Below are 26,607 nucleotides of genomic sequence, written 5' to 3' on the forward strand. Positions count from 1 at the left end.
TAGATCCCCCTGTTCAACCTTTGGGACGGTGCGACATGCTCACACTCTATTCCTACCCGCCGCTGTTCGGCGTCGCCGACAACAACGGCTACGGCTTGAAGGTGTTTGCCTTCCTGAGACTCGCCGGTGTGCCGTTCCGTCACGAGCACATCTTCGACGCCTCGAAGGCGCCGCGCGGCCAGCTGCCCTATATCGTCGACGGCGCCGACACGGTCGGCGACAGCGAGACCATCCTCGCTTGGCTCACCCGGAAATATCGCCTTTCGATTGATGCCGCGCTGACGCCGCAACAGCGCACGCAGAACTTGCTGATCACACGGATGCTCGACGACCTCTATTGGGTGATGTCGTATTCGCGCTGGAAGGACGAGCGCTACTGGCACTTGTTCCGCGATGAGTTGAGGCGAGAGCACCCGGCGCTGACGGACGAGGGCCTGCTCAAGGCAAAAGAATACAATGCCCAGCGCTACTACTACCAGGGCATCGGCCGCTTCGATCCCGATGCGGCGATGGCGCGCGGCCTTGCAGATCTTGCCGCGATCGCGGCGCTGATCCCGCAGCAAGGCTATGTGCACGGCGACACGCCGACCGCGATCGATGCCGGACTCTATGGTTTCATCGCCAACATCTATTTCTACGATATCGAGACGCCGCTGAAGCAGTTCGTCGTCGCCCACGACAACATCGTGCGGCATTGCCGCTACATCCATTCCGCCGTGAGCGCCTGACGCCTAGAGCCTTCTCTAGTGATGCTTGATCAAGGCGTCGCGCGCGGCGGTGAGTTCGAGGAACGCCGCGCCGTTGCCGCCACCGTCGGGATGCACCGTCTTGGCGGCGCGCTTGAAGGCCTGATGGATTTCGGTCGCCGCGAGGTGGCGGCCAAGCGGCAGGCCGAGCAATTGCCGGTACCGCTCTTCCTGGGTCAGCGCCCTCGGCGTCAGGCCACGCCGGCCGAACCGCGGCGCAGACAGCGTATGCAGCGCATCGTTGACGATGCCGAGACGGCGCAGCGCCATTGACCTGGTGCGGCGGTCGGCCGATTTCAGCGCCGCCTGGCGCAGGATCGGCAGCACCTGTGCGGCCGCATGCCGCAGCGTCTCGTCGATGTCGGTCGCGGCGATCTCGGCGATCATCCTGGCCATCTCGCGATAGTCGGGGTCCGGCACCGCGCAGAAGTGCTCGATCGCAACTTTCCAGTGTCTGATATGCGGGTCCATGTCCGCCGTCCGTCCTGTCATCCGAATCCGGATAACAGCAACGCGCAAACGCGGCTTGGCGTTTCGCTTGGCGCAGTTTTGAATAGTGTTGTCGACAACGCTCAAAAATCAGAACGAGGAAACGCCATGGCCCTTCTCGACAATCACATCGCCGTCATCACCGGTGCAGGCTCGGGCATCGGACGCGCCATCGCGCTGGGTTACGGCCGCGAGGGTGCGCGTGTCGTGCTGCTCGACATGAACGGCGATGCGGCAACGGAAGCGGCCAGGGAGATCCGCAGCGCCGGCGGCAAGGCGGAGAGCTTTACGCTCGACGTGACCGATCGCGACGCCTGCGTCGCGATGGCGAAGCAGGTGGCCGACAAGGTCGGAGCCGTCTCGATCCTGGTCAACAACGCCGGCATCGCGCGTCGCAACGGCATGCTCGGCACTGAGGAGGCCGTGATCAAGGATTGGGAAGACATCATCTCGATCAATCTCACCGGCGTCTTCAACGTGACGCATTCCTTCCTCGCGCCGCTGCGCAAGAACAAGGGACGCATCGTCAATATCGGTTCGATCCAGTCCTTCGTGCATCTGCGCACGCCGAGTTCGCCGGCCTATACCGCCTCCAAGCATGGCGTGCTCGGCTTCACCAAGGCGCTGGCCGCCGAGCTCGGCAAGGATGGCGTGCGCGTCAATGCGATCGGCCCCGGCTTCATCGAGACGCCGCTGAACGAGAAGGTGCGCGCCACCAATCCCGACCTGGTGAAGGTCTTCATGGACCACACCCCGCTCGGCCGCGCCGGCAAGCCGGAGGACATCGTCGGCCCCGCGATCTTCCTCGCCTCGGACCTGTCGGCCTACGTCTCGGGATCGATCCTGATGGTCGATGGCGGTTACCGGACATTGTGACGGATGGAACCGCAATCATGGCGATTTCTGGGTATTTTGCTTACAGAGCAGGGAGTTAGGTGGATATTAAGGACTTGTTAACCAAACCGGCACACCGTTGATCTACGGGGTAGTTGTTTCTCGATGTCTTCGCTTCACCGACGAAGCGGGCGTTGATCGGGAGGAGTACATGTCCTACGCGTCCACCGTGCCGTCGCCGGAAGCACTGCTGCCGTCGCTGGCTCCAAATGAAATCGTTCCACTTCTGATCGGCGCGACCGTCGATGAAGTCGAGCGGGAACTCGTGCTGCAGACGCTCGCGCGCTGCGACGGCAACCGCACCCGCGCTGCACGCGTGCTCGGACTGTCGGTCCGGACCTTGCGGAACAAGATCCGCGAATATTCCGCCGAAGGCATCGACGTGCCGTTGAGTGAGCACGCCGCAGCCTGAGTGGACTTTAGATCAGGTCGATCGCAAGGCGCCGCCAGCGCGACAACAGCTGGCGGTCATCGTCACCGAGACAGCGTGCGAGATGCACGTCGGTCGTCGCTGTCAGTTGCAGCGTTCGGGCGACCAGTGCGGTCGCATAGTCCCAATAGTCGCGGCGGCCGATCGGGTCCGCCGCGACCAGGGATTTTGCGAGGATCTCGACATAGATCGCGGTCGTGGCCTGGTGCCACAGCGGAGCTGCGCGCATCTCCGCAGAGGGCGCGCCGGTCCGTGCCTGCCGCATCAGCCAGTAGCTCTCCTCTCCATTCGCCCAATCCGATGACGGCAGGGACGGATCGAGGCACGGCGAGCAGCATGCAAGCGGCCGCATCGTGCGCGCGTCGCAGAACACGGAATAGCCGAGCCTGTCGTACCAGCTGACGCGGAGCAATTTGCGGAGCTCGGCCTGCTCGTCCGCCTCGAGCTGCCGCCTGCCGGTTCGTTCGAGACTGGCGATGATCGCTTCCAGGCGGTCGCGATCGAACGGCTCGACTTCGAGCACCACGCCGATGTTGCGCGGAAACAGCGCATCGAGCATGCCGACCATCTGGCGATAGAACGCGTGCGCCAGGCCGCCGCCGCGCCACGCCGTCCCGATGCCGACATGGTTGCAATAGATCAAATCGCTTGCATGATCATAGGTGAAGAAGCCGAGTCCGATCGCACGCCCGGCGGCGCGCAGGATGAAGCAGCGCGAGTCGAGCCGATAGGACATCTCGCGGCCGCCGACGCTGAAATGCCGCCGCTCGCCGACATCATCCGACAGCAGCCAGCGCACGATGTCGTCAGCGCTGTCGCGCTCACTTGCGGGAAACAGCTCCTCATAGAGATCGAGCACGCCCGTGCTGCGAAAGCTCGCTTCGTCAAGCACATCGCGTCGCGTCACGACAATGTCGAGCGGTTGCGGTCCTTCCCCTGCGGCTTCGCCGTGCCTGTCGTTCGGAAACCGCAACCCGCCCTCCGTTGTCATATGCACATGGAATTATGACTGTTGATCGCTTGCATCCGTGCGGACGGGCAGAATTGAAGCCGTCCTCCAACCTCTGTTACAAGCGGCTTCACATCGCGACGGAGCATATCAGTGGCTGACGAAACAACTTCCCGCCAGGGGTCACGAGGAGCGCAGGGGCCGCAGGGTCGTCAGGGCGAGCCGGGACGGCCCGGTCCGCAAGGACATCCGGGCCGGCCGGGGCCGGAAGGTGTGCGCGGCAAGCCGGGTCCGCAGGGCAAGGCCGGAGCGGTCGGAAAGCCAGGCCCCCAGGGCAAGCCGGGCGCGCAAGGCAAGGCGGGTGTGCAGGGTCCGCGCGGCGAAGCCGGCCCTCAGGGGCCGCAGGGTCCGGCCGGCCCGCGTGGTGAAGCCGGCCCGCCCGGACAATTGCCGTCGATCGAGCAGGTGATGCCGTGGCTGCACATGATCTTCGACGCCTGGGAAGACTACAAGCGCACCAGGGAGCGCGAAGCCGCTGAGCTCGCCGAGCGCGATGCCGCCGAGCGCGCCGCCGCGGAGGCGATCGCGCTTGACGTCGATGCGATCGACTTCGCGGAAGATGACGACGAAGACGACGACCACAAGAAAAAGAAGAAGCACCGCAAGAAGGACAGGAAGTAACCGTTCCTGTCTCAAGAGCGTTTTCGAGCGAAGTGGCCGCCGGTTCGCGTGAAGAAAACGCGTCAAAACAAAAGCTCTATCCGCGCGGGCACTCCTTGTACCCGAAGCGGTCGATGATCATTGCGCCCGGGATCGCGTGGAATTCCAGCGTGTCCATGTAGTGGCGCGCGAGGACGTATTGCCGCAGCGCAGGCTTGTAGGCGTCCAGCATCCGCTGGGTCGACATCGCATTGATGTTGCGCTGACGGTCATGGCCGGCATGAAACAACAGCGTCGCGCTGCGCTCGACACAGACGTTGCGCAGCCCGAGAAACAGCGTGCAGTTCGACTGGCAATGCCCCTTGATGCGGAACAGTTCGCCGGAGGCGTTGGCGCGATCGATCTCGGGCTGGAATTTCGCGATCCAGCCGCCCATGCCGTAGCCTTCGGACGTGCCGGCAAAAGCAGCTGACGACGTCAGCGCGACGACGAGCGCGATGATGATGCGCATGGTGCCCCCCAGGTCGCAACAAACAACGCCCGTTGCAGCCGGTTTGCAAGGGTGAGACGCCCTGTGTGACGCCCTGCTTATCGCTCCGGGTCCGGATTGGCCGGGGGATCGGGGGGCCGGACGAGGTGCATGAACTGGAAAGCCCAGCGCATCGCGTAGTACCAGGCGACGCCGGCGAACGCCCCGCAGACCGACAGGATGATGACGTTGGCAAGGTCGATCGTCCCGCTCGACCACAGCATGCCGCTCGTCCACAGGATGGCGAACGCGATTGAGCAGAGGGCGAGCAGGACGGCACGCTTCATCGTGTTGCTCCGGGGCCGGGATGAACGGCAAATCATGCCCCGGGGGTGGACGCCGTACCGTGACCTGCATCACGGACTGGCGATGGCCTCAGCCGAACCGCAGGCGCGAACGCTCCCTCGCCTTCTCCGCCTCCACCTCGCGATCGCGGGTGGGCGCCGCGGTCTGCAACGAGATCAGGAGCTTGCGCGCGGCGTCCGAGACCTCGGTCACCGCAAGATTGAAGGCAGCCTCATTGGACTGCGACGGCCTGTTAAAGCCGGACAGCTTGCGCACGAATTGCAGCGCGGAGGCGTGGATTTCGTCCTCGGTGGCGGGCGGCTCGAAGTTGAACAGCGTCTTGATATTGCGGCACATGTCGGTCTCCCTCGCCCGCAGCAGCGGGGCGGCTCTCTCAAAGACGATCGGCTGCTGCAAAATACGACATCGTGGGCTATTCTGGCAGCCTCATCGTCCCACGGCGCAGCGAGGTTCCGGATGAGCCACGTGATCTACAAGGTCGTCCAGCACGATGGCGGCTGGGCCTATACCGTCAACGGGGTGTTCTCGGAACCGTTTCCAACCCACGCCGCGGCGCTTGCCGCGGCCCGGCGCGCCGCCAATGAGCAACGTGTTCCCGGGCGCACCGAGGCGATTCAGTATGAGACGTCGGACGGCAAATGGCTGACCGAAACCGCCGCCGGCAACGACCGCCCGGAGACCGAGGTTGAAGACGGGCGCTAATTTGCTTCCGCGGCTCAGAACGGAACCTGCACGCCAAGCCGATCGAAGAACGCCCGTCCCCGGTCGGTGATCCGCAACGCCCGCGGAATCCGATGCGGCGCAACGCCGCGCATCTCGACCAGCCGCGCCAGCACGGCATTGGCGAAGGGACCGGCGAGATGCGGTACGCGCTCGGTCCAGTCGTTGCAAAGCCGCAGATGCGGCTGCCGCGCAGGATCGAAATCGATCTCTTCGGCCCGGCACCAGGCCAGCCCCTGCTCGGTCACGCGACCATCGCGGCCGTCGATGACGACAAGCCGACGGCGGATCAGCGCATTGGACAACAGCACCCCGAGCTGGCCCGCAAGGTGATGGTAGCAGGTGCGAGATTGCCTGAGCTGCTCGGCCGGCATCGCACGCCGGCGCCCCGTGCTCTTTGCGGCGAGATCGACGAGGTCCTCGATCAGCGCCGCGACATCGTCGTCCCTGATCCGGTAATATCTGAACCTGCCCTGCGCCCACACCGACAGCACGCGCGCATCCACCAGCTTCTGCAGATGCGCGCTGGCGCCTTGCGGTGAAATGCCGGCAACCGCGGCAAGCTCGCCCGCCGGCAGCGCCTTGCCGTCGGCCAGCGCACTGACCATAGCCTCGCGCACCGGATCGCCCAACGCCTCGGCGATCTGCGAAAATCCCGTCTGCACCGATTGGGATGATCCCACCGCATCGTCCTCCGTATCGGACCGGAAGGTCCTACAAGCATTCGCAAGGCCGCGAAACTCATTTCAGATTTTCCTGAAACGTCGCGGCCGCCTGATCCGGTCAGATCGGCGCCGTTCAACGAAGCCCAAGGGAACAATCATGACGGCCAACAGCACCGACGCGGAACGCATCTACAAGCTCTGGGACGAAGCCCTCGGCAACAAGGACCTCGAGGCGGCACTGGCGCTCTACGCATCCGACGCCTCGATCGAGAGCCCGTTGGTTCAGCACCTGATGCAAACCAGGGACGGGATCGCCCGCGGCCGCGAGGCGCTGCGCGAGTTCATCACGCGCGTGTTCCGCACCAACCCGCCACAACGCCGCCGCTTCAAGCAGGGCTTCTTCAGCGACGGCCGGATCCTCACCTGGGAATATCCGCGGCAATCGCCCGACGGCGATCAGATGGATCTCGTCGAGATCATGGAGATCGAGAACGACCTGATCCAGCGTCACCGTGTCTATTGGGGATGGTATGCGCTTAACGTGCTGAAGGGGAGCTAGCTAGAAGGACACATCTCCGTCAGCCGCGCCGCGCAGCTCTCGGACATCGCTTTCCGTCATGTTAGGCTTGCGGCCAAGCGGCTGGACAAACGTGCCGCGCGTGGGAAGAAGCATGATGTTCCGTTGGTGCGCGGCGCTTGTGGCCGCTTTCGTCTCGATGTCGGTAATGGCCATGGCCGCAGATTATCCCGCCCCGCAGGATGGCGAGTGGATCGCGAAGGACTTCGGGTTTCACAGCGGCGAGGTGATGCCGGAACTGCGGCTGCACTACACCACGCTCGGCCCGCCGACCGGGCAGCCGGTGCTGGTGCTGCACGGCTCCGGCGGCTCGGCCGCCAGCATGCTGACGCCGACCTTTGCCGGCCAGCTGTTCGGCCCGGGCCAGCCGCTCGACGCGTCGAAATACTACATCATCATCCCGGACGGCATCGGGCACGGCAAGTCCTCGAAGCCGTCGGATGCAATGCGGACGAGCTTCCCGAAATACGACTACAACGACATGGTCGATGCGCAGTACCGGCTCGTCACCGAGGGGCTCGGCATCAAGCATCTGCGGCTCGTGATCGGCAACTCGATGGGCGGCATGCACAGCTGGATCTGGGGCGTGCGCTATCCGCAGATGATGGACATTTTGGTACCGATGGCCTCGCAGCCATCAGCGATGGGCGCGCGCAACTGGATCCTGCGGCGAACGATGCTGGAAACAATCCGTAACGACCCCGACTACAATGGCGGCAACTACACCAGCCAGCCGCGGATGATGAAATACGCCATCGCGGCCTACCGCTTCGCGAGCGCCGGCGGCACGCTCGGCTATCAGACGCTGGCGCCATCGGCGCCGCAGGCCGACAAGATGGTCGATGACCAGCTGGCCCTGCCGGTCACGGCTGACGCCAACGACTACATCTACCAGTGGGAGGCCTCGCACGATTATGATCCGTCCACCGGGATGGAGAAGATCGAAGCCAACCTGCTCGCGATCAACGCTGCCGACGACGAACGCAATCCACCGGAGACCGGCGTCACCGAAGCCGCGGTGAAGCGGATCAGGAACGGCAAGATCTATCTGATCCCGGCGAGCACCGAGACGCGCGGCCACCTCACGACCGGCGACGCCAGGTTCTATTCCAGGCAATTGCAGGAATTGCTGCAGACCGCGCCCCAACACGCGACGTAGCGATCGAGGTCAGGCGATGTCGGCAAATCGCTTCCGTCGCGTTGCGCTGAGCCTGCCCGAGGTGGTCGAAGGCGCGCATCACGGCCACGCCGATTTCCGTATCGGCAAGCGCATCTTCGCAACGCTCGGCTATCCCGACCAGGATTGGGGCATGGTGAAGCTGACGCCGGAGCAACAAGCGATGGTGGTCGAGGCCGAGCCGGAGATCTTCCGGCCGGTGCCGGGCGGCTGGGGCAGGAACGGCAGCACCAACGTCCGTCTCGCGAAAGCCGATCAGGTCACGCTGCGCAGCGCGCTCAGCATGGCCCGGGACAATATCGCGGTGAAGCCCGCGAAGAAGGCGCGCGCGAAGACAGCATCCTGAGCGCAGCGACCTCGCACCGCATCAAGCCGTGCCGCGTTGCTTCGCTCATTCTTTGAGCATGCATCTCGCGTGCGGTTCGTGCCTAATCGCGCAAACACCGGATTCGCGCACGACCCGCGCGGGTGACGCAGAAGTTTTCGCCGGAGGAAGGCAATGCGAAGGCTCACGCATATCGCGGTGCTTGGGTGGCTCGCCATGATGGCGGGCGCTGCGCTGGCTTTCGACAACGGTCAATACGAGAACGTGCCGCCGGATATCCGCGCCTGGTTCAAGAGCGTGATCGCACCGAATGGCGTGCCGTGCTGCGACATCTCCGACGGCCATCGCACCAGTTACGACGTTCGGGGCGGCGCCTATTGGGTGCCGATCGAGGGCGAATGGATGATGGTGCCGGAACGCGCCGTGATCCGCGATCGCGGCAATCCGGTCGGCGAAGCCGTGGTGTGGTACGTGCATCACCGCGGCGGCATCATCATCAGCTGCTTCGTTCCTGCCGATGCGGTCTGACAGCCTCCGCCGGCTGCGCCGCGCGACGGCGCGATCAGATCGCGCCAATTTGAAACATTTACCTCCTGTTAACCTTACTTTTTAACCAATAATTAAGGATGAGTTTGCCGGCGCAACGCGGCCCGTCCTAGCGTCCGCACAATGCTCCGTAACCGAATGGTGCGTGCCATGGCTTATCGAACAATGGCGTATCGAACTTATGGGGCGCTGATTGCGTCCCTTGGCGTTGCAGCGCTGCTTGCTTCCTCGACCGAGACCTATGCGAGATCCGGGACGGCGCCACGCGGCACGTTTAGCTCGCACCATCCAGCCTTCCGCCATCACCTGCGCGTGCCCGGCATCGTCCTGCCGGATGCGGGCGGATATTATGACGGCGCCGCCGGCGTGCCCTTCGCCGCCGACGTCCCCCCTCCGGTCTCGAACGACGTTCGCTACACCTACACCCAGGACGTGCCCTGGGATTGGGCGCATCGATATCCACCGGCCGTGGTGCCGTCGGATCGCCCCTATGTGTCGAGCTGCCCGACGGAGAGCGTCACGGTGCCCGGGCGCGGTGGCGACCGCACCATCAACATCATCAGGTGCTACTGACCGGCGCCGCTGCAATCGGAAGCGCGAAAGCAGAAGAGGCCGCCGGCAAGGACGGCCTCTCGCAGTTTGGGAGCCGCTCTCCGAGCGAGGGAGCCGATCAGGACTCCTCGCCCTTCAGATGACCGACGTGCTTCTGGGTATAGAGTTCAAGACCGATGCGCTTGATCAGGTCGAGCTGGGTCTCGAGGAAGTCGATGTGGTCTTCCTCGTCCTTCATCAGCTTCTCGAACAGGTCGCGGCTGACGTAGTCCTTGACGCCGTGGCAGTAGGTCGCCGCCTCCTGATAGAGCGTGCGGGCGCCGATCTCGGCGGCCAGATCGCACTCGATGATCTCCTTGACGTCCTGGCCGATCTTCAGGGGATCGAGCACCTGCAGGTTCGGGAAGCCGTCGAGGAACAGGATGCGATCGACGAACTTGTCGGCGTGCTCCATCTCCTCGATGGACTCCTTGCGCCAGACCTTGGCCATCTCCAGAAGGCCCCAATTGTTGAGCATCCGGTAGTGCAGCCAGTACTGATTGATGGCGGTCAGTTCGCTGCGCAGCCCCTTGTTCAGATAATCAATGACCTTCGGGTCGCCTTGCATGATCCACTCCACCTGTCGCGGCCAACGCTGGCCGGTTTGAATTTAGAATGTTTCTAAATAAGATTCACGGCAAGAGCAACCCTGCGCAGAAACGGCGCCTGGATAACCGGATTCGGGTGGATTTGCGGGGCGTTTTCGCGCGAAGCGGAAGCCGGTTCGCGTGAAGAATAAAGCGTCGAAAAAAGGCAGCCTTAACAGGCCGCGAGCGCGAATTCGGCCGGCTCGGCGTCGTCCTCGTTGGCAGCATGCGGATGGCCGGCGTGGGGGCAGCCGGCGCAGCAGGCCTTGGCGCAGGGACCGAGCGCCTCGTCGATGATCGCCTTGATGGTGCGCGCGCAGCGGCCGCATTCGGCACTGCAGCCGAGGCAGCCATAGACCTGCTTGGCATTTCGTGTCACGGGCCCGCCGGCGCTCACGGCATTGCGGACATCGTGGTCGCTGAGGACGTTACAGGAACAGACAATCATCGGAGAAAGGCGGGTCCATCGGTGATGCTTGGCAATATGGATATTGTCGCCCCCGGCGGGATGCAAAAGGAAAAAGCAGTTCTTGTAGCAATTCCAAACTGATGCGGGATTCATATTGGAACGAGTCTAAATCGAAACCGGGGTTCGCCGCGGATTCGGGGCGGTTTGTGGCTCAATTCCCCGCTCCACCGCCTGGCTCGGTTTGTGCGGTGCAAGATATGCAACTGACCGGAGGGATTTGGACGCGATTGCGGCGGCCTCGTTCATTGATCATTCAAGCAGAATATGGAACCCTTGAGCTCGACAGATTGCTTGCATACGCTGTCCTCGGCTCCCGTGAGAAAGGTCATGCCATGAAGAAGACATTGCTGGCGCTCGGCGCCGCCGCCACTCTGGCGATTTCAGCTGTGGCGATGCCCGCCCCGGCCCAGGCACAACGCGGTGTCGCCGCCGGCGTCGCCGCGGGATTGATCGGTGGCGCCATCGTCGGCGGCGCGATTGCATCGCAGAACGGCTACTACGCGCCCGGCTACGCACCCGGTCCGGCCTATGTCGCCGAGCCCGGTTACGGTGCCGATTGTGTCTGGCAGCGCCAGCGATTCTGGGACGGCTACTCCTGGCGCGTGCGCAGGGTCCGCGTTTGCGACTGATCGCCGTTCATCTCGATTAAATCGAACCAGATGTCCCGGAAAACCGACTGTTCTCCGGGACATCCGCTGTTGAAGGCCAGAAAAAACCGCTTTTCTACGCGATGAGCCTGCGGACGTTTACTTTCGGTTGACTGTTCTGCGCTGTTTAGCAAGACAGCAGTTCGAGATCAGCGTGCTGAGTCACCCAAGCCCGGCGTCGAACCAAGACGCCACCACCTTTCCAGGAGAGCCAAAGACATGAAGAAGACTTTAGCTGCCCTCGTTGCCGTTACCACGATTGCCGGTTCGCTGGCGGTTGCTCCGGCTGCCAAGGCTGGTGACGGCGGCGCCGTCGCGGCCGGCGTTGCCGGCGGCCTGATCGGCGGCGCCCTGCTGGGCGGCGCGATTGCAGGCGCCCGTCCGGCCCCGGTCTATGTTGCACCGGCGCCGACCTACGTCGAAGAAGCTCCCTGCCGCTGGGTTCGCGAGCGGTTCTGGGACGGCTACGGCTGGCGCTTCCGTCGCATCCAGGTTTGCGACTGATCGATCGGGCTATCTGCATCACCCTCGAAAACCCGGCCTCGCGGCCGGGTTTTTGTTTTCTGGAGCGTTTTCGAGCAAAGCCTGTCCCGCACTTGATGCGGGATGGACACCGGTTCGCGTGAAGACAACGCGTCAAAAACAAAAAGCTAGAGCCTCAGCGCGCCCCGTTCATCGCGCGCAGCACCGCCTCGCTCGGCCAGCAATCGACCTTCAGCCCGGCCTGCTTCTGATAGGCGCCGAGCGCCGCGCGGGTCTGCATCCCGGCCTTGCCGTCGAGCTTGTCCTTGTAGAGACCGATCCGCGTCAGTTGCTGCTGCATCGCCTCGACATCGGCCGAGCGCAGCTGCTTGGAGGCCGCCCATGGCGTCGCGAATGGCTGCGGGCTCGTCATGCGGTCGGCGAGATGGCCGACGAACAGCACGTAGAGATCGGAGAAATTGTACTCCTTGATCACGAAGTAGTTCGGCGTGGTCAGGAACGCGGGACCGTAGATGCCCTCGGGCTGCAGCAGCGAGGCCGATTGCGCCTGCTCCGTGGCGTTGAGCTTCTGTCCGCGTACCGGCACGAAGCCTGCCCGCAGCCACTGGCTGATGGGCTTGGTCACTTCGGGCACACCCATCGTGCAATCGACATTGGCAGGCGGGGTCACCTCATAGGCCCAGCGCACGCCGGGCTGCCAGCCCTTGTTGACAAGCTGCTGCGCGGCCGAAGCGAGCGCGTCCGGCACCGAGTGCCAGATGTCGACCCGGCCGTCGCCGTCGAGATCGACGCCGTGCTTGTAATACTCCGACGGCAGGAACTGGGTGTAGCCGGTCGCGCCCGCCCAGGATGAGCGCAGCTCCTTGCGCGTCACCGCGCCCTCGCCGAGGATCTTCAGCGCGAGGATGAACTCGGTGCGATACTGATCCTTGCGGCGGCCGACATAGGCCTGCGTCGCCACCACGCGCAGCGTGTCGTAGGGCAGCGAATAGCGGCCGTAGTCGGTCTCGCGGCCCCAGATCGCCAGCACGATGGTCGAGGGAACGCCGAACCGCTTCTCGATCGCATCGAGCGAAGGACGATACTTCTGCAACAGCCTCTGGCCCTCCGCCGCGAGCCGCGCGATCGAGGCTTCCTTGATGTAATCGGCCGGCACCTGCACGAACTCGGCCTGCGCCGGCGCGCCGGTCTTCGGACGTCCGGGCAGGATCAGATCGGGCAGCTTGTAATCGGGCTCGAGCGAGCGGGTCTCGCGATCAAAGGTTTCTCGCGACACGCCGGCCTCCCTGGCTTCCGGCCAGAGCGAGGCGATGAACTGCGTGAACGCCGCATCGGCCGCGTGCGCGGGCCGCTGCAACGGCGCACACAGCAGCAGCGCGAATGCGGCAATGGTTGCTGGCCACTTCATGATCGATCTCATCCCGCGGAAACAGGCATTGCAATGTGAACTCGGCAATTGTCAGAATTCAATTCTGGGTGGTAGGTTTTGCCATGCGCATATTTCTGTCGTTTCCCTCCGAACTGGAATCGCAGGCTGACAGCATCGCCCAGTCGCTGCGCAATTGCGATCATGACGTTTTCTTTTCACACGACGATCTTCCGCCGGGCGACAGTTTCGATGCGCGCGTCGAAAAAGCCATCGAAAGCAGCGATTTTATGGTGTTCCTGATCAGTCCGGAATCGGTGACCAAGGGGCGATACACGCTGAGCGAACTCGCCTTTGCCCGGACCAAATGGCCGAACCCGAGCAACCGCGTGCTGCCGGTGATGATGGCGCCGACCCCGCTCGACCAGGTTCCGACCTATCTCAAGGCGGTCACAATCCTCGAACCGCAAGGCAGCGCCGCCGCCGAGACGCGGGCCGCGGTGGACCGCATGCTGGCGGCCGAAAGCGCGCAGTCGCGAGGCCGGGCCAGCTTGCCCTTCGTCGTGCTGGCGCTTGCATCCGCCGTCATCTGCAGCCTGATCGCGACCTATGCGCTCAACGTCCTGCAATATTCGTTCGTCGTCTCCGACGCCGGCGGGATCACGATCCTGCCCGGCGTGGTCTTTGGCATGGCGGTTGCAACGTGCAACGTCATGTTTGGCGCCAGGGACCGGCTTCAACTGGCGCTGGTGGTCGCCATCACGACTGCGGCATGGATCGCGGCCTACGATGCCAGCGCCGTCACGCTTCAGGCGCTCGGCCAGTATGCGAGGACCGTCCCAATCGACGGCAATGCCGCCAACTCGGCGCAGATCACCGAGACGCTCGGCAACAATCCCTACATGGGTTATCTGATCGGCGGCATCGGCGGCGCCGTCGGCGGAGCCATCACCATTCTCGGCGTGCTGCTGACCAACCCGGCGTTCAGGCGGATCGACAGCGTCGTGGTGACATGGATCGCGGCCATCGCTGCCGGAATCATTTACGGCGCGATCGTCAGGCTGCCGACCTTGCTGGGTTGGCTGGTGCTGTTCGGCGTCTGGCAGACCGCGTTCATCCTCGCCATGGCCCGCGGATTTCCGCGCGGCGCGGCGCAGATCCCCGAATGGCTCGGCAGATCCGCGCCGGCATTGTTCGGCTCACGCGCGGCGCGGTGACGCCGCGCCGCCGTTAGCTAGTGCGTGACCTGCTGCTTGGCACCTTCGATCGAGTCGTTCGACAGCTTGTCAACGATGGCGATGCCGATGGCCGACAGGATGAAGACGCAGTGGATGATGGTCTGCCACATCACGCCGGTTTCGGTGTAGTTGCCCTTGCCCGACGACAGCGCGCCGGCCTCGATGAAGGTGCGCAGCAGATGGATCGAGGAGATGCCGATGATCGCCATCGCCAGCTTGATCTTCAGCACGCTGGCGTTGACATGACTGAGCCATTCCGGCTCGTCGGGATGTCCCTGCAGGTTGAGCCGAGACACGAAGGTCTCGTAGCCGCCGACGATCACCATCACCAGAAGGTTCGAGATCATGACGACGTCGATCAGGCCGAGCACGGCCAGCATGATCTGCTGCTCGCTGAAGTCGAAGGCGTGGGCGAACAGGTGCCAGAGTTCCTTCAGGAACAGCACGACATAGACGCCCTGGGCGATGATGAGGCCGACATAGAGCGGCAATTGCAGCCAGCGCGATCCGAAGATCAGCATGGGAACGGGACGCAGCGACCGGCCCTTCGCGGGCGCGCGCGCGTCTGAAATAGCGGACATATTGGAGTGCTCGCGGGATTCGATTTGCGGAACGCTTTATCTACGCAATCCCGCGCCGTTGAAAAGCGACAACTGGCCGCAGATTGCGCCGCGATGCCGTCACGATCCTGCAAACGAAGAGCGGTCGAACGCGGCGCGATGGCCGCGCTCGACCGCTCGAACCGATCAGCGCGTCAGCTTCTTGTATTTCACGCGATGCGGAATGATGCTGTCCTGGCCGAGCCGGCGCATCTTGTCCTTTTCGTAATCCTGGAAATTGCCTTCGAACCATTCGACATGGCTGTCGCCTTCGAAGGCCAGGATGTGGGTCGCGATGCGGTCGAGGAACCAGCGATCATGGCTGATGATGACGGCGCAGCCGGCAAAATCCTCCAGCGCCTCTTCCAGCGCGCGCAGCGTGTCGACGTCGAGGTCGTTGGTCGGTTCGTCGAGCAGCAGCACGTTGGCGCCCGACTTCAGCATCTTGGCGAGATGCACGCGGTTGCGCTCACCGCCGGACAGCGCGCCGACCTTCTTCTGCTGGTCGGCGCCCTTGAAGTTGAACGACGAGCAATAGCCGCGCGAGTTGACTTCCTTCTTGCCGAGCAGGATCAGCTCGTTGTTGCCTGAAATCTCCTCCCACACCGTCTTCTTGCCGTCGAGCGCGTCGCGCGACTGGTCGACATAGCCGAGATGAACGCTTTCGCCGACCGTGATGGAGCCCTTGTCCGGCTCTTCCTGCTTGGTGATCATCCTGAACAGCGTGGTCTTGCCGGCGCCGTTGGCACCGATCACACCGACGATGCCGCCCGGCGGCAGCTTGAAGGTAAGGTCGTCGATCAGCATGCGGTCGCCAAACCCCTTGCTGAGGCCTTCGAAGTCGACGACGTTCTGGCCCAGCCGTTCGGCGACCGGGATCGTGATCTGCGCGGTCTGGGTCTGCTTTTCACTGGCCTGTTTCAGCAGCTCTTCGTAGCGCTGGTAGCGCGCCTTGGACTTGGCCTGACGCGCCTTTGGCGAGGACGCGATCCACTCCTGCTCGCGGGCCAGCGTCTTCTGGTGGGCGGCGTCTTCGCGGCCTTCCTGCTCCAGCCGCTTCTGCTTCTGCTGCAGCCAGGACGAATAGTTGCCCTCGTAGGGGATGCCGCGGCCGCGGTCGAGTTCGAGGATCCAGCCGGTGACGTTGTCGAGGAAGTAGCGATCGTGGGTCACGATCAGGATCGCGCCCGGATAGTTGCGCAGATGGCCTTCCAGCCACGACACCGACTCGGCGTCGAGATGGTTGGTCGGTTCGTCGAGCAGCAGCAATTCCGGTTGGTCGAGCAGCAGGCGGCACAGCGCAACGCGGCGGCGCTCGCCGCCCGAGAGCTTGGTGACGTCGGCATCGTCGGGCGGGCAGCGCAGCGCGTCCATCGCCTGGTCGACCTTGCTGTCGAGATCCCACAGGCCCTGCGCCTCGATCTCGTCCTGCAGTTTGGTCATCTCATCGGCGGTCTCGTCCGAATAATTGACCGCGAGCTCGTTGTAGCGGTCGAGGATCACCTTCTGCTTGGCAACGCCGAGCATGACGTTTTCACGGACGTTGAGCGCGGGATCGAGGTGCGGCTCCTGCTCGAGATAGCCGACGCGGGCGCCCTCGGCGACCCAGGCCTCGCCGTTATACTCCTTGTCGAGGCCGGCCATGATCTTGAGCAGCGTCGACTTGCCCGAGCCGTTGACGCCGAGCACGCCGATCTTGGCGTCCGGGTAGAACGACAGATGGACGTTATCGAGCACTTTTCGGGTCGGATATGCCTTGGTCAGACCCTGCATGAAATAGATGAACTGGCGAGCCATCCGCTGTCCCTGGAATTGATCCGATTTGTGGAAATTTTGCTGCCGCCGATGTAGCGGCCGGCCCCCGAAAGCGCAACCGCGGGTCCTCTGTTTTCCGTCCGTTCACCACGTTTCGTCTGTTCACCACGGGTGACTACGGGTTCGCCACCATGTGTGCGCCCGATCATGACAATTGAAACCATCTTTTAATAAATCAGGCGAAAACTCGTTCTCAACGCCGAAAAATGGCGTTTTTCGCGGCAGAACCGCGAGCAAGACAGCAGAGGCCGCGTCATGGCTACCATCATTTCAGCACCTCTTTCGCGTCCGGCGATCAAGGGCGAGGCGACGCCGTTCGCCGAATTCCGCGCCTTTTTGCGCGCCTTCGTCGCCAAGGCCTTCAACCCCTACCGGCCGGAACTGCACTATATGCGTGGTCCGGGTCCGGCCTGCCGCGCCAAGCAGATGGCATTGTCGCCGGTGGTCCGGACGATGCTGGCCGACATCCGCTCCACCAAGGCCGAGAGGCCGTCTCGGCCGGTGTGACAATCGCCGCTTTTTGAAACCGCACCCGCTTGCGCGCCTGCCGATTGCGCGCGACCATCAGGGATCCCCGGCGGTTAATGTCCTTGCCGTCGCCCTCACCCTGAATGGATCTTCCCGATGACGCGGCTGCGCTGTGCAATCCTCGACGACTATTTTGACATCGCGCTTTCGTTGGCCGACTGGCCGGCGGTCAAGGACCGGGTCGACGTGACAGTGTTCGACAAGCCGTTCACGAGCGAGGCGGATGCGGCAGCGAAGCTGAAGGATTTCGAGATCGTCTGCGCGATGCGCGAGCGCACGGCGTTCCCGCGCAGCCTGCTCGACGCGCTGCCCAAGCTCAAGCTCCTGATCACCTCGGGCATGCGCAACGCCGCAATCGACATGGAGGCCGCCAAGGACCGCAAGGTCGTGCTGTGCGGCACGCAATATAGCCGCGATCCCACCGCGCCCCTGACCATGGGCCTGATCCTGGAATTGACGCGCGGCATCGGCCGCGAGAATGCGCGCATGCACGCCGGCGAACCCTGGCAGACCTTTGCCGGCACCGAGATCGAGGGCAAGACGCTCGGTGTCATCGGCCTCGGCAAGCTCGGCAGCAAGGTCGCCGGCATGGCCAAGGCGTTCGGCATGAACGTCATCGCCTGGAGCCCCAACCTCACGCCGGAAAAGTGCAAGGAGGCCGGCGTCGGCTATGCCAGCAAGGACGAGTTGTTCGCGACCGCCGACATCATCACCATCCATGTCGTGCTGAGCCCGCGCTCGCGCGGACTGGTCGGCGCCGCCGATCTCGCGCGCATGAAGCCACAGGCCTTTCTCGTCAACACCGCGCGCGGGCCGATCGTCGACGAAGACGCACTCCTTGTCGCTCTCCGTGAGAAGAAGATCGCCGGCGCCGGCATCGACGTGTTCTCGGTCGAGCCGCTGCCGTCAGATCACCCGCTGCGCAAGCTCGACAACGTCGTGATCACGCCGCATCTCGGCTACGCGACGCGCGAGAGCCTGCAGATTCACTATCAGCAGATGGTCGAATGCATCGACGCCTTCACCAAGGGCGCCGAGCCGCCGCGGCGACTGGGCTGAGACCAGGCGTATATCAGCAACAAAAAAGGCGCGCTGTTCGCGCGCCTTTTTCATGATGAATTGCAGGTCGGCCTAGCGCACCGTCACCGGCGCGGGCAGCGGCTGGACGGTGGTCGGCTGCGTGCCGGGCAGCGGCGCGGCTTGAGCCTGGGTCGGCGCCATCGGGTTGGCGGGCATCGGCGCGGCGGAGGCCGTCGCCGTTCCCGGGGCAGCGCCGCCAGGCAGGACAACCACGCGGGTGCCGACCTTGGTGCGCTCGAACAGATCCGAGACGTCCTCGTTCAGCATGCCGATGCAGCCCGACGAGACGAACTTGCCGATGGTCGACGGCTGGTTGGTGCCGTGGATGCGATACACCGTCGAGCCGAGATACATCGCGCGAGCGCCGAGCGGATTGCCGGGTCCACCGGCCATGAAGCGCGGCAGATAGGGCTGACGCTCGATCATCTCCGTCGGCGGATGCCAATCCGGCCATTCGGCCTTGCGGGTGATCTTCTGCACGCCGGTCCAGGTGAAGCCGTCGCGGCCGACGCGGACGCCGTAACGGATCGCCCGGCCATTGCCGAGGATGTAATAGAGGTAGGTGTTCGGCGTATCGACGACGATGGTGCCGGCCGGCTCCTTGGTCGCGAACGCCACTTCCTGCCGACGCAGGTTCGGCGCCAGTTGCGCCGGCCCGTCTTCCGGCTGCTCGTCCGCCGGCAGCGACGCGATTTGCAGCGGCTTGCCATTGGCATCGACCGGCGCCTGCTGCTGCGGCACCGTTCCGGTGACACCGGCGGCGCCAACCGCCTCGGGCGGACGCATGCCGTTGCGGTCGTCGCCATAGGCAACGCCGGCGGCCGGAACACCATTGTCCCGGTAGCCCTGCGGCGGCGCGCCCGGCGAGCGATCGCCATAGATCACCGGGGGCGGTCCCATCGGCCGGCCATAGCGCGGATCATCGGGCGACATCACCGGGCCAGTCGGCGCACCACGGTCGGAATAGACCGGGGCGTTCATCGGACGGCCGTAGCGTGGATCGTCAGGCGACATCACCGGACCGGTCGGTGCGCCACGGTCGGAATAAACCGGCGGAGCGTTCATCGGGCGGCCATAGCGCGGGTTGTCCGGCGAGATCACCGGGCCGGGCGGCGGCAGCCCAGCCGAATTGCGCGGCTCGTCTTCATCGTCGAGCCCATCGAAGTCCGGCATGCTGCCCTGCGAGTAGGGCTGCGGCGCGGCCGAATAGGCCGGGCCCTGGGGCGCCGGATAACCCTGCTGCGCATGCGCAAGCGAGGTTCCTGCCACGCCAAGAGCCGCGGCAGCGCAAATCGTCAGAATGCGGTTGATCATCATTGCTCTTGTATAGTCCCCAAGCCACACCGGACCGTTAACGGCCCAATGCAGGAAGATAGCGGCGCATTCAAGACAAATCCGCGAAACCCGGGCTGTTTCGGGCCTTTTGTGATGTCGCGTTATCGTTGCGGCAAAGATGTCTCATGGGTCGGGAATGTTTGTCCACGTGCCCAAAGTCATCAAGCACCCGCATTTTGTAACAAACAGTCTTCGGGCGTTGCGATATCCTCGAATCGGCCTGATTCGCGCTCGCGACACCGGCTTTCTCGTGTGGTCACCGCGTTCCCTCGACATCAAAGACCCTCCCGCAGAAGGGGGAACCCGCGCCCATGCTCCCCGGCCTTCGTTTCCTGTTCGCTGCGATCGTGCTGGCGACGTCGCTTCTGGTGTTCGGGTTAGGCGCGGCCGCGCTGCTGCGCGCCGCACATGAGGAATTCGCCAGCATTCCGGCTCGCCGGGCGCCGCCCGAGCCGCAGTTCGCGCAGCAGCCGGAACCATCACCGGTGCTCGCCATGGTGCGCGTCGAGCCGCCCGCCGCCGACAAGGTGACGGCCGATATTGCGTCCCCCGCGACCCCGGCTGTGTCGGAGCCCTCCGCTCGCGCCGAGGCCGCGCCTCCGGCCGAGCCGGAGCAGCTCGCCGCCGTGAAAGCCGACGATCCGTCCCCGCCCTGCCCGCCCAAGCCGGAAGCGGCGGCGGTGGAAACGTCAGCGCCAGCGCAATCAGCCGAGACTGCCTCGGAGGCCCCTGCCACAGATCCCTCGCCGACATCCCAGCCGGCACCGGCACCCACCGAAGCGGCGCCGGCCAGCACTGAGGTCAAGGTCGCCGCAGTGGCCGATCCGCCCGCCGCAAGCAGCGAGCCCGCGCCTGCCGCACCGGCACCAGCAATGGCTGCGCCGGAGCCGGCACCGCCGCCTTCACCCGAGGCGATCGCGGCCGCGACGAAGATCGCAACGCTGGGCGGACCGGAGGTGGTCGTCGCACAGCCGGCGGCGCCGAAGGCCGTTGAGGCGAAGAGGCCGGAGCGCAGCGCGACCAGCAAGCCCGAGCACCGCAAGAAACGGCGTCGGATCGTCCGCGCGCCGCCAGCGCGGCAGGTCGTTCAGCAGCTCGATCCGTTCGGCCAGCCGATACCGCTCACCCGGCGCTAGGGATTGGCAATCAGGCAGGTCCGGTCGCGATCGGCGGGCCGCTGGCCTGTCCCCATTCCGACCACGAGCCGTCATAGAGCGCGGTGTCGGTGACGCCGATCCGGTAGAGCGCGAGCGTCAGCACGCCGGCCGAGACGCCCGAGCCGCAGCTCGTGACAACAGGCGCATCGAGCTTCACGCCGGCACCGGTGAACGACTTGCGCAGATCGTCGAGCGGCTTCATCTCGCCGGTCGCGGCATCGAACAGATTGTTGTAGGGCACGTTGCGCGCGCCCGGGATGTGACCGGCGCGAATGCCCGGCCGCGGCTCCGGCGCGCGGCCCTCGAACCGATCTGCGGCGCGCGCATCGATCACCTGCTCGGCACGGCTTTCGACATTGGCGATCATCTGCTCGATGCTGCGCACGCGCTTCGGATCATAGCTGGCCGTGAAGGTCGCAGGCTTCGGCTTCACCTCACCGCTCTCGACCGCCCTGCCCTCGGCGCGCCATTTCTTCAGACCGCCGTTGAGAATGCGCACGTTGCGATGGCCATAGGACAGGAACATCCACCAGGCGCGCGGCGCGGCGACCCAACCGCCGGCGTCATAGATCACGACGGTGCCGGCATTACTGACACCGAGCGCGCCGATGTCGCGGCCGAACTGCTCGGCGCTCGGAAACATGTGCGGCAGCGGATTTGAATGGTCGGACACCGCGTCGACGTCGAAGAACACAGCACCCGGCAGATGCGCGGCGAGGTAATCGTCCTTCGGCAGCGGCAGCACGCCCGGAAGCTTGAAGGTCGCGTCGAGCACCTTCACATTGGCGTCACCGAGATGCGCAGCCAGCCATTCGGTCGAAACGAGCGGATCGTCGGTGGCCGTCATCTTGCATGTCTCTCCATCGTCATTGCCGGACTTGATCCGGCAATCCATCTTCCTTTTGAAACGATGGACACGCGGGTCAGGCCCGCGTGTGACATCCACTAGCCCTTCTTCTTCGGCTCCCACGCCTCGATCGGCCCGCCGGCTTCGCGCCAGGCGGCGAAGCCGCCGCCCATATGCGCGACCGGATTCAGACCCATGTCTTTCGCGGTCTTGGCGGCGAGCGCCGAGCGCAGGCCGCCGGCGCAGTGGAAGATGAACTTCTTGTCTTCCTGGAAGATCGGTTTGGCGTAGGGGCTGTTCGGATCGATCCAGAACTCCAGCATGCCGCGGGTGCAGGAGAACGCGCCGGGGATCTTGCCGTCGCGTTCGATCTCGCGGGGATCGCGGATGTCGACAATCACGACGTCGTTCTTGCCGATCAGCGTGATCGCATCGGCCGCGCTGATGGTCTCGATCTCGGCATTGGCCTCGTCGATCATCACCTTGATGCCGCGGTGGATGTTCTGGGGCATGGCGCTCTCCCTGACGTTATTGGCGCGCCCACAGGCGCGCGACGCATTGCGCGTTTACCGCACCAGCTCCCGCATCGCATGCTCCAGACCCTCGATCGTGATCGGATACATGCGCTCGGAGAACAGGCGGCGGATGATGGTGGTCGATTCCGAATAGTCCCAGTGCTTCTGCGCCACCGGATTGAGCCACACCGCGTGCGGATAGGTGCGGGTGATGCGGTCGAGCCAGACCGAACCGGCCTCCTCGTTGACGTGCTCGACCGAACCGCCGGGAACCATGATCTCGTACGGCGACATCGAGGCGTCGCCGACGAACACCACCTTGTAGTCGTGCGGATATTTATGCAGCACGTCCCAGGTCGGCGTGCGATCGGTGAAGCGCCGCTTGTTCTGCTTCCAGACGCCTTCATAGAGGCAGTTGTGGAAGTAGAAATATTCCATGTGCTTGAATTCGCTCTTGGCGGCCGAGAACAGCTCCTCGACCTGCTCGATATGCGAATCCATCGAGCCGCCGATATCGAAGAACACCAGCACCTTGACCGCGTTGCGCCGCTCGGGCCGCATATGCACGTCGAGATAACCGTGGTTGGCGGTCTCCTTGATCGTGGTGTCGAGGTCGAGTTCATCGGGCGCGCCGGTGCGGGCGAACTTGCGTAGCCGCCGCAGCGCCACCTTGATGTTGCGGATGCCGAGCTCGACATTGCCGTCGAGATCCTTGAACTCGCGCTTGTCCCACACCTTCACGGCGCGGTTGTTGCGGTTCTTCTCCTGCCCGATGCGGACGCCTTCGGGATTGTAGCCATGGGCACCGAACGGCGAGGTGCCGGCGGTGCCGATCCACTTGCTGCCGCCCTGGTGACGGGCCTTCTGTTCCTCGAGCCGCTTCTTCAAGGTCTCCATGAGCTTGTCCCAGCCCATGGCCTCGATCTGCTTCTTCTCTTCCTCGGTGAGATATTTCTCCGCGAGCTTCTTCAGCCACTCCTCGGGGATCTCCGCCTTGCCCATGGCGTCGAGTAGGCTCTCGAGCCCCTTGAACACGGTGCCGAACACGCGGTCGAACTTGTCGAGATTGCGCTCGTCCTTCACCAGGGCGGCGCGCGACAAATAGTAGAAGTTCTCGACCGTCTGTTCGGCGAGATCGGCGTCGAGCGCTTCCATCAAGGTCAGATATTCCCGTAGCGTCACGGGGACCTGGGCGTCGCGCAGCGATGTGAAGAACTGCAGGAACATACCCACCTAGATCGCCCGCTGGACCGGTGACGTCAAGGGGCACAGCCATGTCAGGGCCGGCGATCGGCTTTGATCTGTCCCCCTGCAGCCATATTTTGCCGGGGCCACCCCAGCGACGTCGCCCCCGCGCATCTGTGCCGCAGTCATTCCGCAGGGCGGAAACATGATGCCCAACATTCCATGCACCCGGTGCCGTTCAGGGTACCGCTGCGCTGCGGAATCCGCCCTAGACCGTCCGGCTTTTTCAATTACAATTGCGCCTGACAAGACATTGGGCAGGACGTTTGAATGGGCATCATTGCGGCACTGGTGATCGGTGCGATTGCCGGCTGGCTCGCTGGGCTGATCGTGCGCGGCGCGGGCTTCGGGCTGATCGGCAACATCGTTGTCGGCATCATCGGCGCGCTGGTGGCGAGCTGGCTGTTGCCGCAACTCGGCATCAGCCTCGGCGGCAGCGCGATCCGCGACATCGTCAACGCGACCATCGGCGCGGTGGTCGTGCTGGTGATCGTGTCGCTGATCAGACGCGCGTGACCAGAAAATTTGCATTCCCAACGGCCGCTGCGAGAGCGGTCGTTTCATGTTGAGGCCCAAGTGGCGGCCCATGCGGCCAACGAACCAAGCAAGGCAAAGAGATCGATGAAATTCACGGGTACCAAGGACTACGTCGCCACCGATGACCTCAAGGTCGCCGTCAATGCCGCCATCGTGCTCGAGCGCCCGCTGCTGGTGAAGGGCGAGCCCGGCACCGGCAAGACCGTGCTGGCCGAGGAAGTCGCCAAGGCGATCGACGCGCCGCTTTTGACCTGGCACATCAAGTCGACCACCAAGGCGCAGCAGGGTCTCTACGAATACGACGCCGTCTCGCGCCTGCGCGACAGCCAACTCGGCGACGCCCGCGTGTCCGACATCAAGAACTACATCAAGCGCGGCAAATTGTGGGAGGCCTTCACCCACGGGAAGCGCCCGGTGCTCCTGATCGACGAGATCGACAAGGCCGACATCGAATTCCCCAACGACCTCTTGCTCGAGCTCGACCGGATGGAGTTCCATGTCTACGAGACCGGCGAGACCATCAAGGCGAAGCTGCGCCCGATCGTGATGATCACGTCGAACAACGAGAAGGAACTGCCGGACGCCTTCCTGCGCCGCTGCTTCTTCCACTACATCAAGTTCCCCGACGCCGACACCATGGGCAGGATCGTCGACGTGCACTTCCCCAACATCAAGAAGCGGCTGGTGGAAGAGGCGCTGCGGATCTTCTTCGAGGTGCGCGAGGTGCCGGGCCTGAAGAAGAAGCCCTCGACCTCCGAGCTGCTCGACTGGCTCAAGCTGCTGCTGAACGAGGACATCACGCCGGAGATGCTGAGGGAGCGCGACCCGCGCAAGCTGATCCCGCCGCTGCACGGCGCGCTGCTCAAGAACGAGCAGGACGTCCATTTGTTCGAGCGGCTGGCGTTCCTCAGCCGCCGCGAAGTCTAGTTCCGATATCGGCAGGCGCCGGGGCATTCGCTCCGGCGTTTTGCTTCCACAGCTCAAACAAAAAGAAGACCAGGGAAGATGAACGTCCAGACCCAAATCCGCGCTGCCGAGCCTGTCACGACCGAGCATTTCGACGTCCTGATCGCAGGCGCCGGCATCTCTGGCGTCGGCGCCGCCTATCACCTCACCACGCAATGCAAGGGCACCAGCTTCGTGGTGCTGGAAACGCAGAAGACCTTTGGCGGCACCTGGTCCACCCACCGCTATCCCGGCATCCGCTCCGACAGCGACCTGCACACTTTCGGCTATCGCTTCAAGCCGTGGACCAGCGCGCCGATCGCCAGCGCGGCCGAAATCCTGAAATACATGGGCGAGGTGATCGAGGAGAACGATCTCGCCCGCCACATCCGCTACCGCCACACCATCACCGCGGCGAAGTGGTCGAACGAGACCAACCTCTGGACCGTCGATGCGACGCGTATCGACACCGGCGAGAGGCTGCGCTTCACCACCAACTTCTTCTGGATGTGCCAGGGCTATTACAGCCACACCGAGGGCTACACCCCCGAGTGGACCGACATGGCGAAGTTCAAGGGTCCGATCATCCATCCCCAGACCTGGCCCGATGACCTCGACTACAAGGGCAAGCGCGTGGTCGTGATCGGCTCCGGCGCCACCGCCGCGACGCTGATCCCGGCGATGGCCAAGGATGCCGGCCATGTCACCATGCTGCAGCGTTCGCCGACCTACTTCCGCACCGGCCGCAACGCGATCGAGATCGCCGAGGAACTGCGCAAGCTGCAGGTCGACGAGAGCTGGATCCACGAGATCACTCGCCGCAAGATCCTGCTCGACCAGGACACCTTCACCCGCAAGACCTTTGCGGAGCCCGAGGCTGCCAAGAAGGACCTGCTGTCGGCGGTGGAAGCCTATCTCGGCAAGGACTACGATATCGCCACCCACTTCACGCCGCGCTACCGGCCGTGGCGGCAGCGCATCGCCTTCATTCCGGACGGCGACCTGTTCCAGGCTATCAAGGGCGGCAAGGCCTCCGTCGTCACCGATGAGATCGACCGCTTCACCGAGAGGGGCATCCTGCTCAAGTCCGGCAAGGAGCTCGAGGCCGACATCATCATCACCGCGACCGGCTTCCACCTCTCCGCCAATGGCGGCATCGACTTCGAGATCGACGGCAAGCCGCTCGAGTTCAAGGACACCGTGACCTATCGCGGCATGATGTTCACCGGCGTGCCGAACCTGGTCTGGGTGTTCGGCTATTTCCGCGCCAGCTGGACCTTGCGCGTCGATCTGGTCGCCGACTTCGTCTGCCGCCTGCTGCAGCACATGAAGGCAACCGGCGCGAACAAGGTGACGCCGGCGCTCCGCCCCGAAGACCACAACATGCCGCTGCAGCCGTGGATCGATCCGGAGAACTTCAACCCCGGCTACATGATGCGCGGCATGCACCTGTTGCCGAAGCGCGGCGACAAGCCGGAGTGGCAGCACAACCAGGACTACTGGGCCGAGAAGGACGAATTCCCGGCGATCGATCTCGAGGACAAGGCGTTCGTCTACGGCTGAGCTCCCTCTTTCAACTTCTCATTGCGAAGAGCATAGCGACGAAGCAA

General features: G+C 64.1%; 35 protein-coding genes. 19 read left to right on the top strand and 16 right to left on the bottom strand.

Going from position 1 to position 26,607, the window contains the following annotated elements; translation table 11 throughout:
* Positions 1 to 35 precede the first annotated feature (35 nt).
* Complete coding sequence (locus tag G6P99_RS38890; RefSeq protein ID WP_165125962.1) at positions 36 to 728, top strand: glutathione S-transferase family protein; 693 nt, start codon at positions 36 to 38, stop codon at positions 726 to 728.
* 15 nt (positions 729 to 743) lie between these two features.
* On the opposite strand, the gene G6P99_RS38895 is transcribed toward G6P99_RS38890, so the two are convergent.
* A complete protein-coding gene (locus tag G6P99_RS38895) occupies positions 744 to 1,217 on the bottom strand; it encodes a hypothetical protein (protein WP_029084062.1) in 474 nt (157 codons plus the stop codon).
* 126 nt (positions 1,218 to 1,343) lie between these two features.
* On the opposite strand from G6P99_RS38895, the gene G6P99_RS38900 reads away from it, so the two are divergent.
* Positions 1,344 to 2,111, top strand: coding sequence for an SDR family NAD(P)-dependent oxidoreductase (locus G6P99_RS38900; RefSeq protein WP_029084061.1), 768 nt, complete (start codon positions 1,344 to 1,346; stop codon positions 2,109 to 2,111).
* 169 nt (positions 2,112 to 2,280) lie between these two features.
* Positions 2,281 to 2,541: a helix-turn-helix domain-containing protein gene (locus tag G6P99_RS38905; RefSeq protein ID WP_029084060.1), complete on the top strand. Its 261-nt coding sequence runs from the start codon at positions 2,281 to 2,283 to the stop codon at positions 2,539 to 2,541.
* A 7-nt stretch (positions 2,542 to 2,548) separates the two neighbouring features.
* Here G6P99_RS38905 and G6P99_RS38910 read toward each other — a convergent pair whose 3' ends face one another.
* The gene (locus G6P99_RS38910) at positions 2,549 to 3,532 is read right to left on the bottom strand and encodes a hypothetical protein (RefSeq protein WP_029084059.1); all 984 of its coding nucleotides are present in this window, start codon (positions 3,530 to 3,532) and stop codon (positions 2,549 to 2,551) included.
* 129 nt (positions 3,533 to 3,661) lie between these two features.
* Between G6P99_RS38910 and G6P99_RS38915 the strand changes: the two genes are divergently transcribed.
* Positions 3,662 to 4,189, top strand: coding sequence for a collagen-like protein (locus G6P99_RS38915; protein WP_165125965.1), 528 nt, complete (start codon positions 3,662 to 3,664; stop codon positions 4,187 to 4,189).
* A gap of 76 nt (positions 4,190 to 4,265) precedes the next feature.
* Here G6P99_RS38915 and G6P99_RS38920 read toward each other — a convergent pair whose 3' ends face one another.
* The 3 genes from G6P99_RS38920 to G6P99_RS38930 all read right to left on the bottom strand — a co-directional run bounded on the left by G6P99_RS38920 (position 4,266) and on the right by G6P99_RS38930 (position 5,339).
* The gene (locus tag G6P99_RS38920) at positions 4,266 to 4,679 is read right to left on the bottom strand and encodes a hypothetical protein (RefSeq protein ID WP_029084056.1); all 414 of its coding nucleotides are present in this window, start codon (positions 4,677 to 4,679) and stop codon (positions 4,266 to 4,268) included.
* A 77-nt stretch (positions 4,680 to 4,756) separates the two neighbouring features.
* Complete coding sequence (locus tag G6P99_RS38925) at positions 4,757 to 4,984, bottom strand: hypothetical protein (protein ID WP_029084055.1); 228 nt, start codon at positions 4,982 to 4,984, stop codon at positions 4,757 to 4,759.
* Between the two features lie 88 nt (positions 4,985 to 5,072).
* A complete protein-coding gene (locus tag G6P99_RS38930; protein ID WP_029084054.1) occupies positions 5,073 to 5,339 on the bottom strand; it encodes a DUF2277 domain-containing protein in 267 nt (88 codons plus the stop codon).
* A gap of 120 nt (positions 5,340 to 5,459) precedes the next feature.
* Between G6P99_RS38930 and G6P99_RS38935 the strand changes: the two genes are divergently transcribed.
* Positions 5,460 to 5,705, top strand: coding sequence for a DUF2188 domain-containing protein (locus G6P99_RS38935; protein WP_029084053.1), 246 nt, complete (start codon positions 5,460 to 5,462; stop codon positions 5,703 to 5,705).
* Positions 5,706 to 5,719: 14 nt separating this feature from the next.
* On the opposite strand, the gene G6P99_RS38940 is transcribed toward G6P99_RS38935, so the two are convergent.
* Positions 5,720 to 6,406 carry an ArsR/SmtB family transcription factor gene (locus tag G6P99_RS38940; protein WP_245284851.1) on the bottom strand — a complete coding sequence of 229 codons (687 nt, stop codon included), beginning with the start codon at positions 6,404 to 6,406 and terminating at the stop codon, positions 5,720 to 5,722.
* Positions 6,407 to 6,545: 139 nt separating this feature from the next.
* Here G6P99_RS38940 and G6P99_RS38945 point away from each other — a divergent pair, with 139 nt between their 5' ends.
* A complete protein-coding gene (locus tag G6P99_RS38945; RefSeq protein ID WP_035977869.1) occupies positions 6,546 to 6,947 on the top strand; it encodes a nuclear transport factor 2 family protein in 402 nt (133 codons plus the stop codon).
* Here G6P99_RS38945 and G6P99_RS38950 read toward each other — a convergent pair whose 3' ends face one another.
* Positions 6,948 to 7,121: a hypothetical protein gene (locus tag G6P99_RS38950; RefSeq protein WP_165123008.1), complete on the bottom strand. Its 174-nt coding sequence runs from the start codon at positions 7,119 to 7,121 to the stop codon at positions 6,948 to 6,950.
* Here G6P99_RS38950 and G6P99_RS38955 point away from each other — a divergent pair.
* From G6P99_RS38955 to G6P99_RS38970, 4 genes are all read left to right on the top strand, one after another.
* A complete protein-coding gene (locus G6P99_RS38955) occupies positions 7,063 to 8,124 on the top strand; it encodes an alpha/beta fold hydrolase (RefSeq protein WP_029084050.1) in 1,062 nt (353 codons plus the stop codon). The genes G6P99_RS38950 and G6P99_RS38955 overlap by 59 nt on opposite strands.
* Before the next feature lie 16 nt (positions 8,125 to 8,140).
* Positions 8,141 to 8,488, top strand: a complete 348-nt coding sequence (locus G6P99_RS38960; protein WP_029084049.1) for an MmcQ/YjbR family DNA-binding protein — start codon at positions 8,141 to 8,143, stop codon at positions 8,486 to 8,488.
* 153 nt (positions 8,489 to 8,641) lie between these two features.
* Positions 8,642 to 8,995, top strand: a complete 354-nt coding sequence (locus tag G6P99_RS38965) for a hypothetical protein (RefSeq protein WP_029084048.1) — start codon at positions 8,642 to 8,644, stop codon at positions 8,993 to 8,995.
* Between the two features lie 168 nt (positions 8,996 to 9,163).
* The gene (locus G6P99_RS38970; RefSeq protein ID WP_245284850.1) at positions 9,164 to 9,586 is read left to right on the top strand and encodes a hypothetical protein; all 423 of its coding nucleotides are present in this window, start codon (positions 9,164 to 9,166) and stop codon (positions 9,584 to 9,586) included.
* A 97-nt stretch (positions 9,587 to 9,683) separates the two neighbouring features.
* On the opposite strand, the gene bfr is transcribed toward G6P99_RS38970, so the two are convergent.
* Positions 9,684 to 10,172 carry a bacterioferritin gene (gene bfr, locus G6P99_RS38975; protein ID WP_029084046.1) on the bottom strand — a complete coding sequence of 163 codons (489 nt, stop codon included), beginning with the start codon at positions 10,170 to 10,172 and terminating at the stop codon, positions 9,684 to 9,686.
* Positions 10,173 to 10,363: 191 nt separating this feature from the next.
* Positions 10,364 to 10,639: a (2Fe-2S)-binding protein gene (locus G6P99_RS38980; protein ID WP_029084045.1), complete on the bottom strand. Its 276-nt coding sequence runs from the start codon at positions 10,637 to 10,639 to the stop codon at positions 10,364 to 10,366.
* A gap of 353 nt (positions 10,640 to 10,992) precedes the next feature.
* Here G6P99_RS38980 and G6P99_RS38985 point away from each other — a divergent pair, with 353 nt between their 5' ends.
* Complete coding sequence (locus G6P99_RS38985; protein WP_029084044.1) at positions 10,993 to 11,289, top strand: hypothetical protein; 297 nt, start codon at positions 10,993 to 10,995, stop codon at positions 11,287 to 11,289.
* A gap of 237 nt (positions 11,290 to 11,526) precedes the next feature.
* Entirely contained in the window at positions 11,527 to 11,811 is a 285-nt protein-coding gene (locus G6P99_RS38990; protein ID WP_029084043.1) for a hypothetical protein, read from the top strand.
* Positions 11,812 to 11,965: 154 nt separating this feature from the next.
* On the opposite strand, the gene G6P99_RS38995 is transcribed toward G6P99_RS38990, so the two are convergent.
* Complete coding sequence (locus G6P99_RS38995; protein ID WP_029084042.1) at positions 11,966 to 13,198, bottom strand: lytic murein transglycosylase; 1,233 nt, start codon at positions 13,196 to 13,198, stop codon at positions 11,966 to 11,968.
* An 83-nt stretch (positions 13,199 to 13,281) separates the two neighbouring features.
* Between G6P99_RS38995 and G6P99_RS39000 the strand changes: the two genes are divergently transcribed.
* Positions 13,282 to 14,373, top strand: coding sequence for a toll/interleukin-1 receptor domain-containing protein (locus tag G6P99_RS39000; protein WP_029084041.1), 1,092 nt, complete (start codon positions 13,282 to 13,284; stop codon positions 14,371 to 14,373).
* Between the two features lie 17 nt (positions 14,374 to 14,390).
* Here G6P99_RS39000 and G6P99_RS39005 read toward each other — a convergent pair whose 3' ends face one another.
* The gene (locus G6P99_RS39005) at positions 14,391 to 14,975 is read right to left on the bottom strand and encodes a TIGR00645 family protein (protein ID WP_029084040.1); all 585 of its coding nucleotides are present in this window, start codon (positions 14,973 to 14,975) and stop codon (positions 14,391 to 14,393) included.
* A 165-nt stretch (positions 14,976 to 15,140) separates the two neighbouring features.
* A complete protein-coding gene (gene ettA, locus G6P99_RS39010) occupies positions 15,141 to 16,790 on the bottom strand; it encodes an energy-dependent translational throttle protein EttA (protein WP_165125971.1) in 1,650 nt (549 codons plus the stop codon).
* Between the two features lie 273 nt (positions 16,791 to 17,063).
* Here ettA and G6P99_RS39015 point away from each other — a divergent pair, with 273 nt between their 5' ends.
* Entirely contained in the window at positions 17,064 to 17,315 is a 252-nt protein-coding gene (locus G6P99_RS39015) for a hypothetical protein (protein WP_029084038.1), read from the top strand.
* Positions 17,316 to 17,432: 117 nt separating this feature from the next.
* Complete coding sequence (locus tag G6P99_RS39020; protein WP_029084037.1) at positions 17,433 to 18,395, top strand: D-2-hydroxyacid dehydrogenase family protein; 963 nt, start codon at positions 17,433 to 17,435, stop codon at positions 18,393 to 18,395.
* 72 nt (positions 18,396 to 18,467) lie between these two features.
* Here G6P99_RS39020 and G6P99_RS39025 read toward each other — a convergent pair whose 3' ends face one another.
* Complete coding sequence (locus G6P99_RS39025) at positions 18,468 to 19,730, bottom strand: L,D-transpeptidase (RefSeq protein ID WP_029084036.1); 1,263 nt, start codon at positions 19,728 to 19,730, stop codon at positions 18,468 to 18,470.
* Between the two features lie 332 nt (positions 19,731 to 20,062).
* Between G6P99_RS39025 and G6P99_RS39030 the strand changes: the two genes are divergently transcribed.
* Positions 20,063 to 20,887, top strand: coding sequence for a hypothetical protein (locus G6P99_RS39030; RefSeq protein ID WP_035977868.1), 825 nt, complete (start codon positions 20,063 to 20,065; stop codon positions 20,885 to 20,887).
* Positions 20,888 to 20,897: 10 nt separating this feature from the next.
* On the opposite strand, the gene sseA is transcribed toward G6P99_RS39030, so the two are convergent.
* The 3 genes from sseA to G6P99_RS39045 all read right to left on the bottom strand — a co-directional run bounded on the left by sseA (position 20,898) and on the right by G6P99_RS39045 (position 23,497).
* The gene (sseA, locus tag G6P99_RS39035) at positions 20,898 to 21,755 is read right to left on the bottom strand and encodes a 3-mercaptopyruvate sulfurtransferase (RefSeq protein ID WP_165125974.1); all 858 of its coding nucleotides are present in this window, start codon (positions 21,753 to 21,755) and stop codon (positions 20,898 to 20,900) included.
* Between the two features lie 98 nt (positions 21,756 to 21,853).
* Positions 21,854 to 22,267 (bottom strand): rhodanese-like domain-containing protein, encoded by a 414-nt coding sequence (locus tag G6P99_RS39040; RefSeq protein ID WP_029084034.1) that lies wholly within the window; start codon positions 22,265 to 22,267, stop codon positions 21,854 to 21,856.
* Positions 22,268 to 22,321: 54 nt separating this feature from the next.
* Entirely contained in the window at positions 22,322 to 23,497 is a 1,176-nt protein-coding gene (locus G6P99_RS39045; protein ID WP_029084033.1) for a vWA domain-containing protein, read from the bottom strand.
* A 288-nt stretch (positions 23,498 to 23,785) separates the two neighbouring features.
* Between G6P99_RS39045 and G6P99_RS39050 the strand changes: the two genes are divergently transcribed.
* The 3 genes from G6P99_RS39050 (at position 23,786) to G6P99_RS39060 (ending at position 26,560) form a co-directional block, all read left to right on the top strand.
* Complete coding sequence (locus tag G6P99_RS39050) at positions 23,786 to 24,031, top strand: GlsB/YeaQ/YmgE family stress response membrane protein (RefSeq protein ID WP_029084032.1); 246 nt, start codon at positions 23,786 to 23,788, stop codon at positions 24,029 to 24,031.
* Positions 24,032 to 24,136: 105 nt separating this feature from the next.
* Positions 24,137 to 24,979, top strand: coding sequence for an AAA family ATPase (locus G6P99_RS39055; protein WP_029084031.1), 843 nt, complete (start codon positions 24,137 to 24,139; stop codon positions 24,977 to 24,979).
* 78 nt (positions 24,980 to 25,057) lie between these two features.
* On the top strand, positions 25,058 to 26,560 hold the full coding sequence (locus G6P99_RS39060) for a flavin-containing monooxygenase (protein WP_029084030.1): 1,503 nt from the start codon (positions 25,058 to 25,060) through the stop codon (positions 26,558 to 26,560).
* Positions 26,561 to 26,607: the final 47 nt, after the last annotated feature.

Source organism: Bradyrhizobium sp. 6(2017) (assembly GCF_011058295.2).
GTDB lineage: Bacteria > Pseudomonadota > Alphaproteobacteria > Rhizobiales > Xanthobacteraceae > Bradyrhizobium > Bradyrhizobium septentrionale.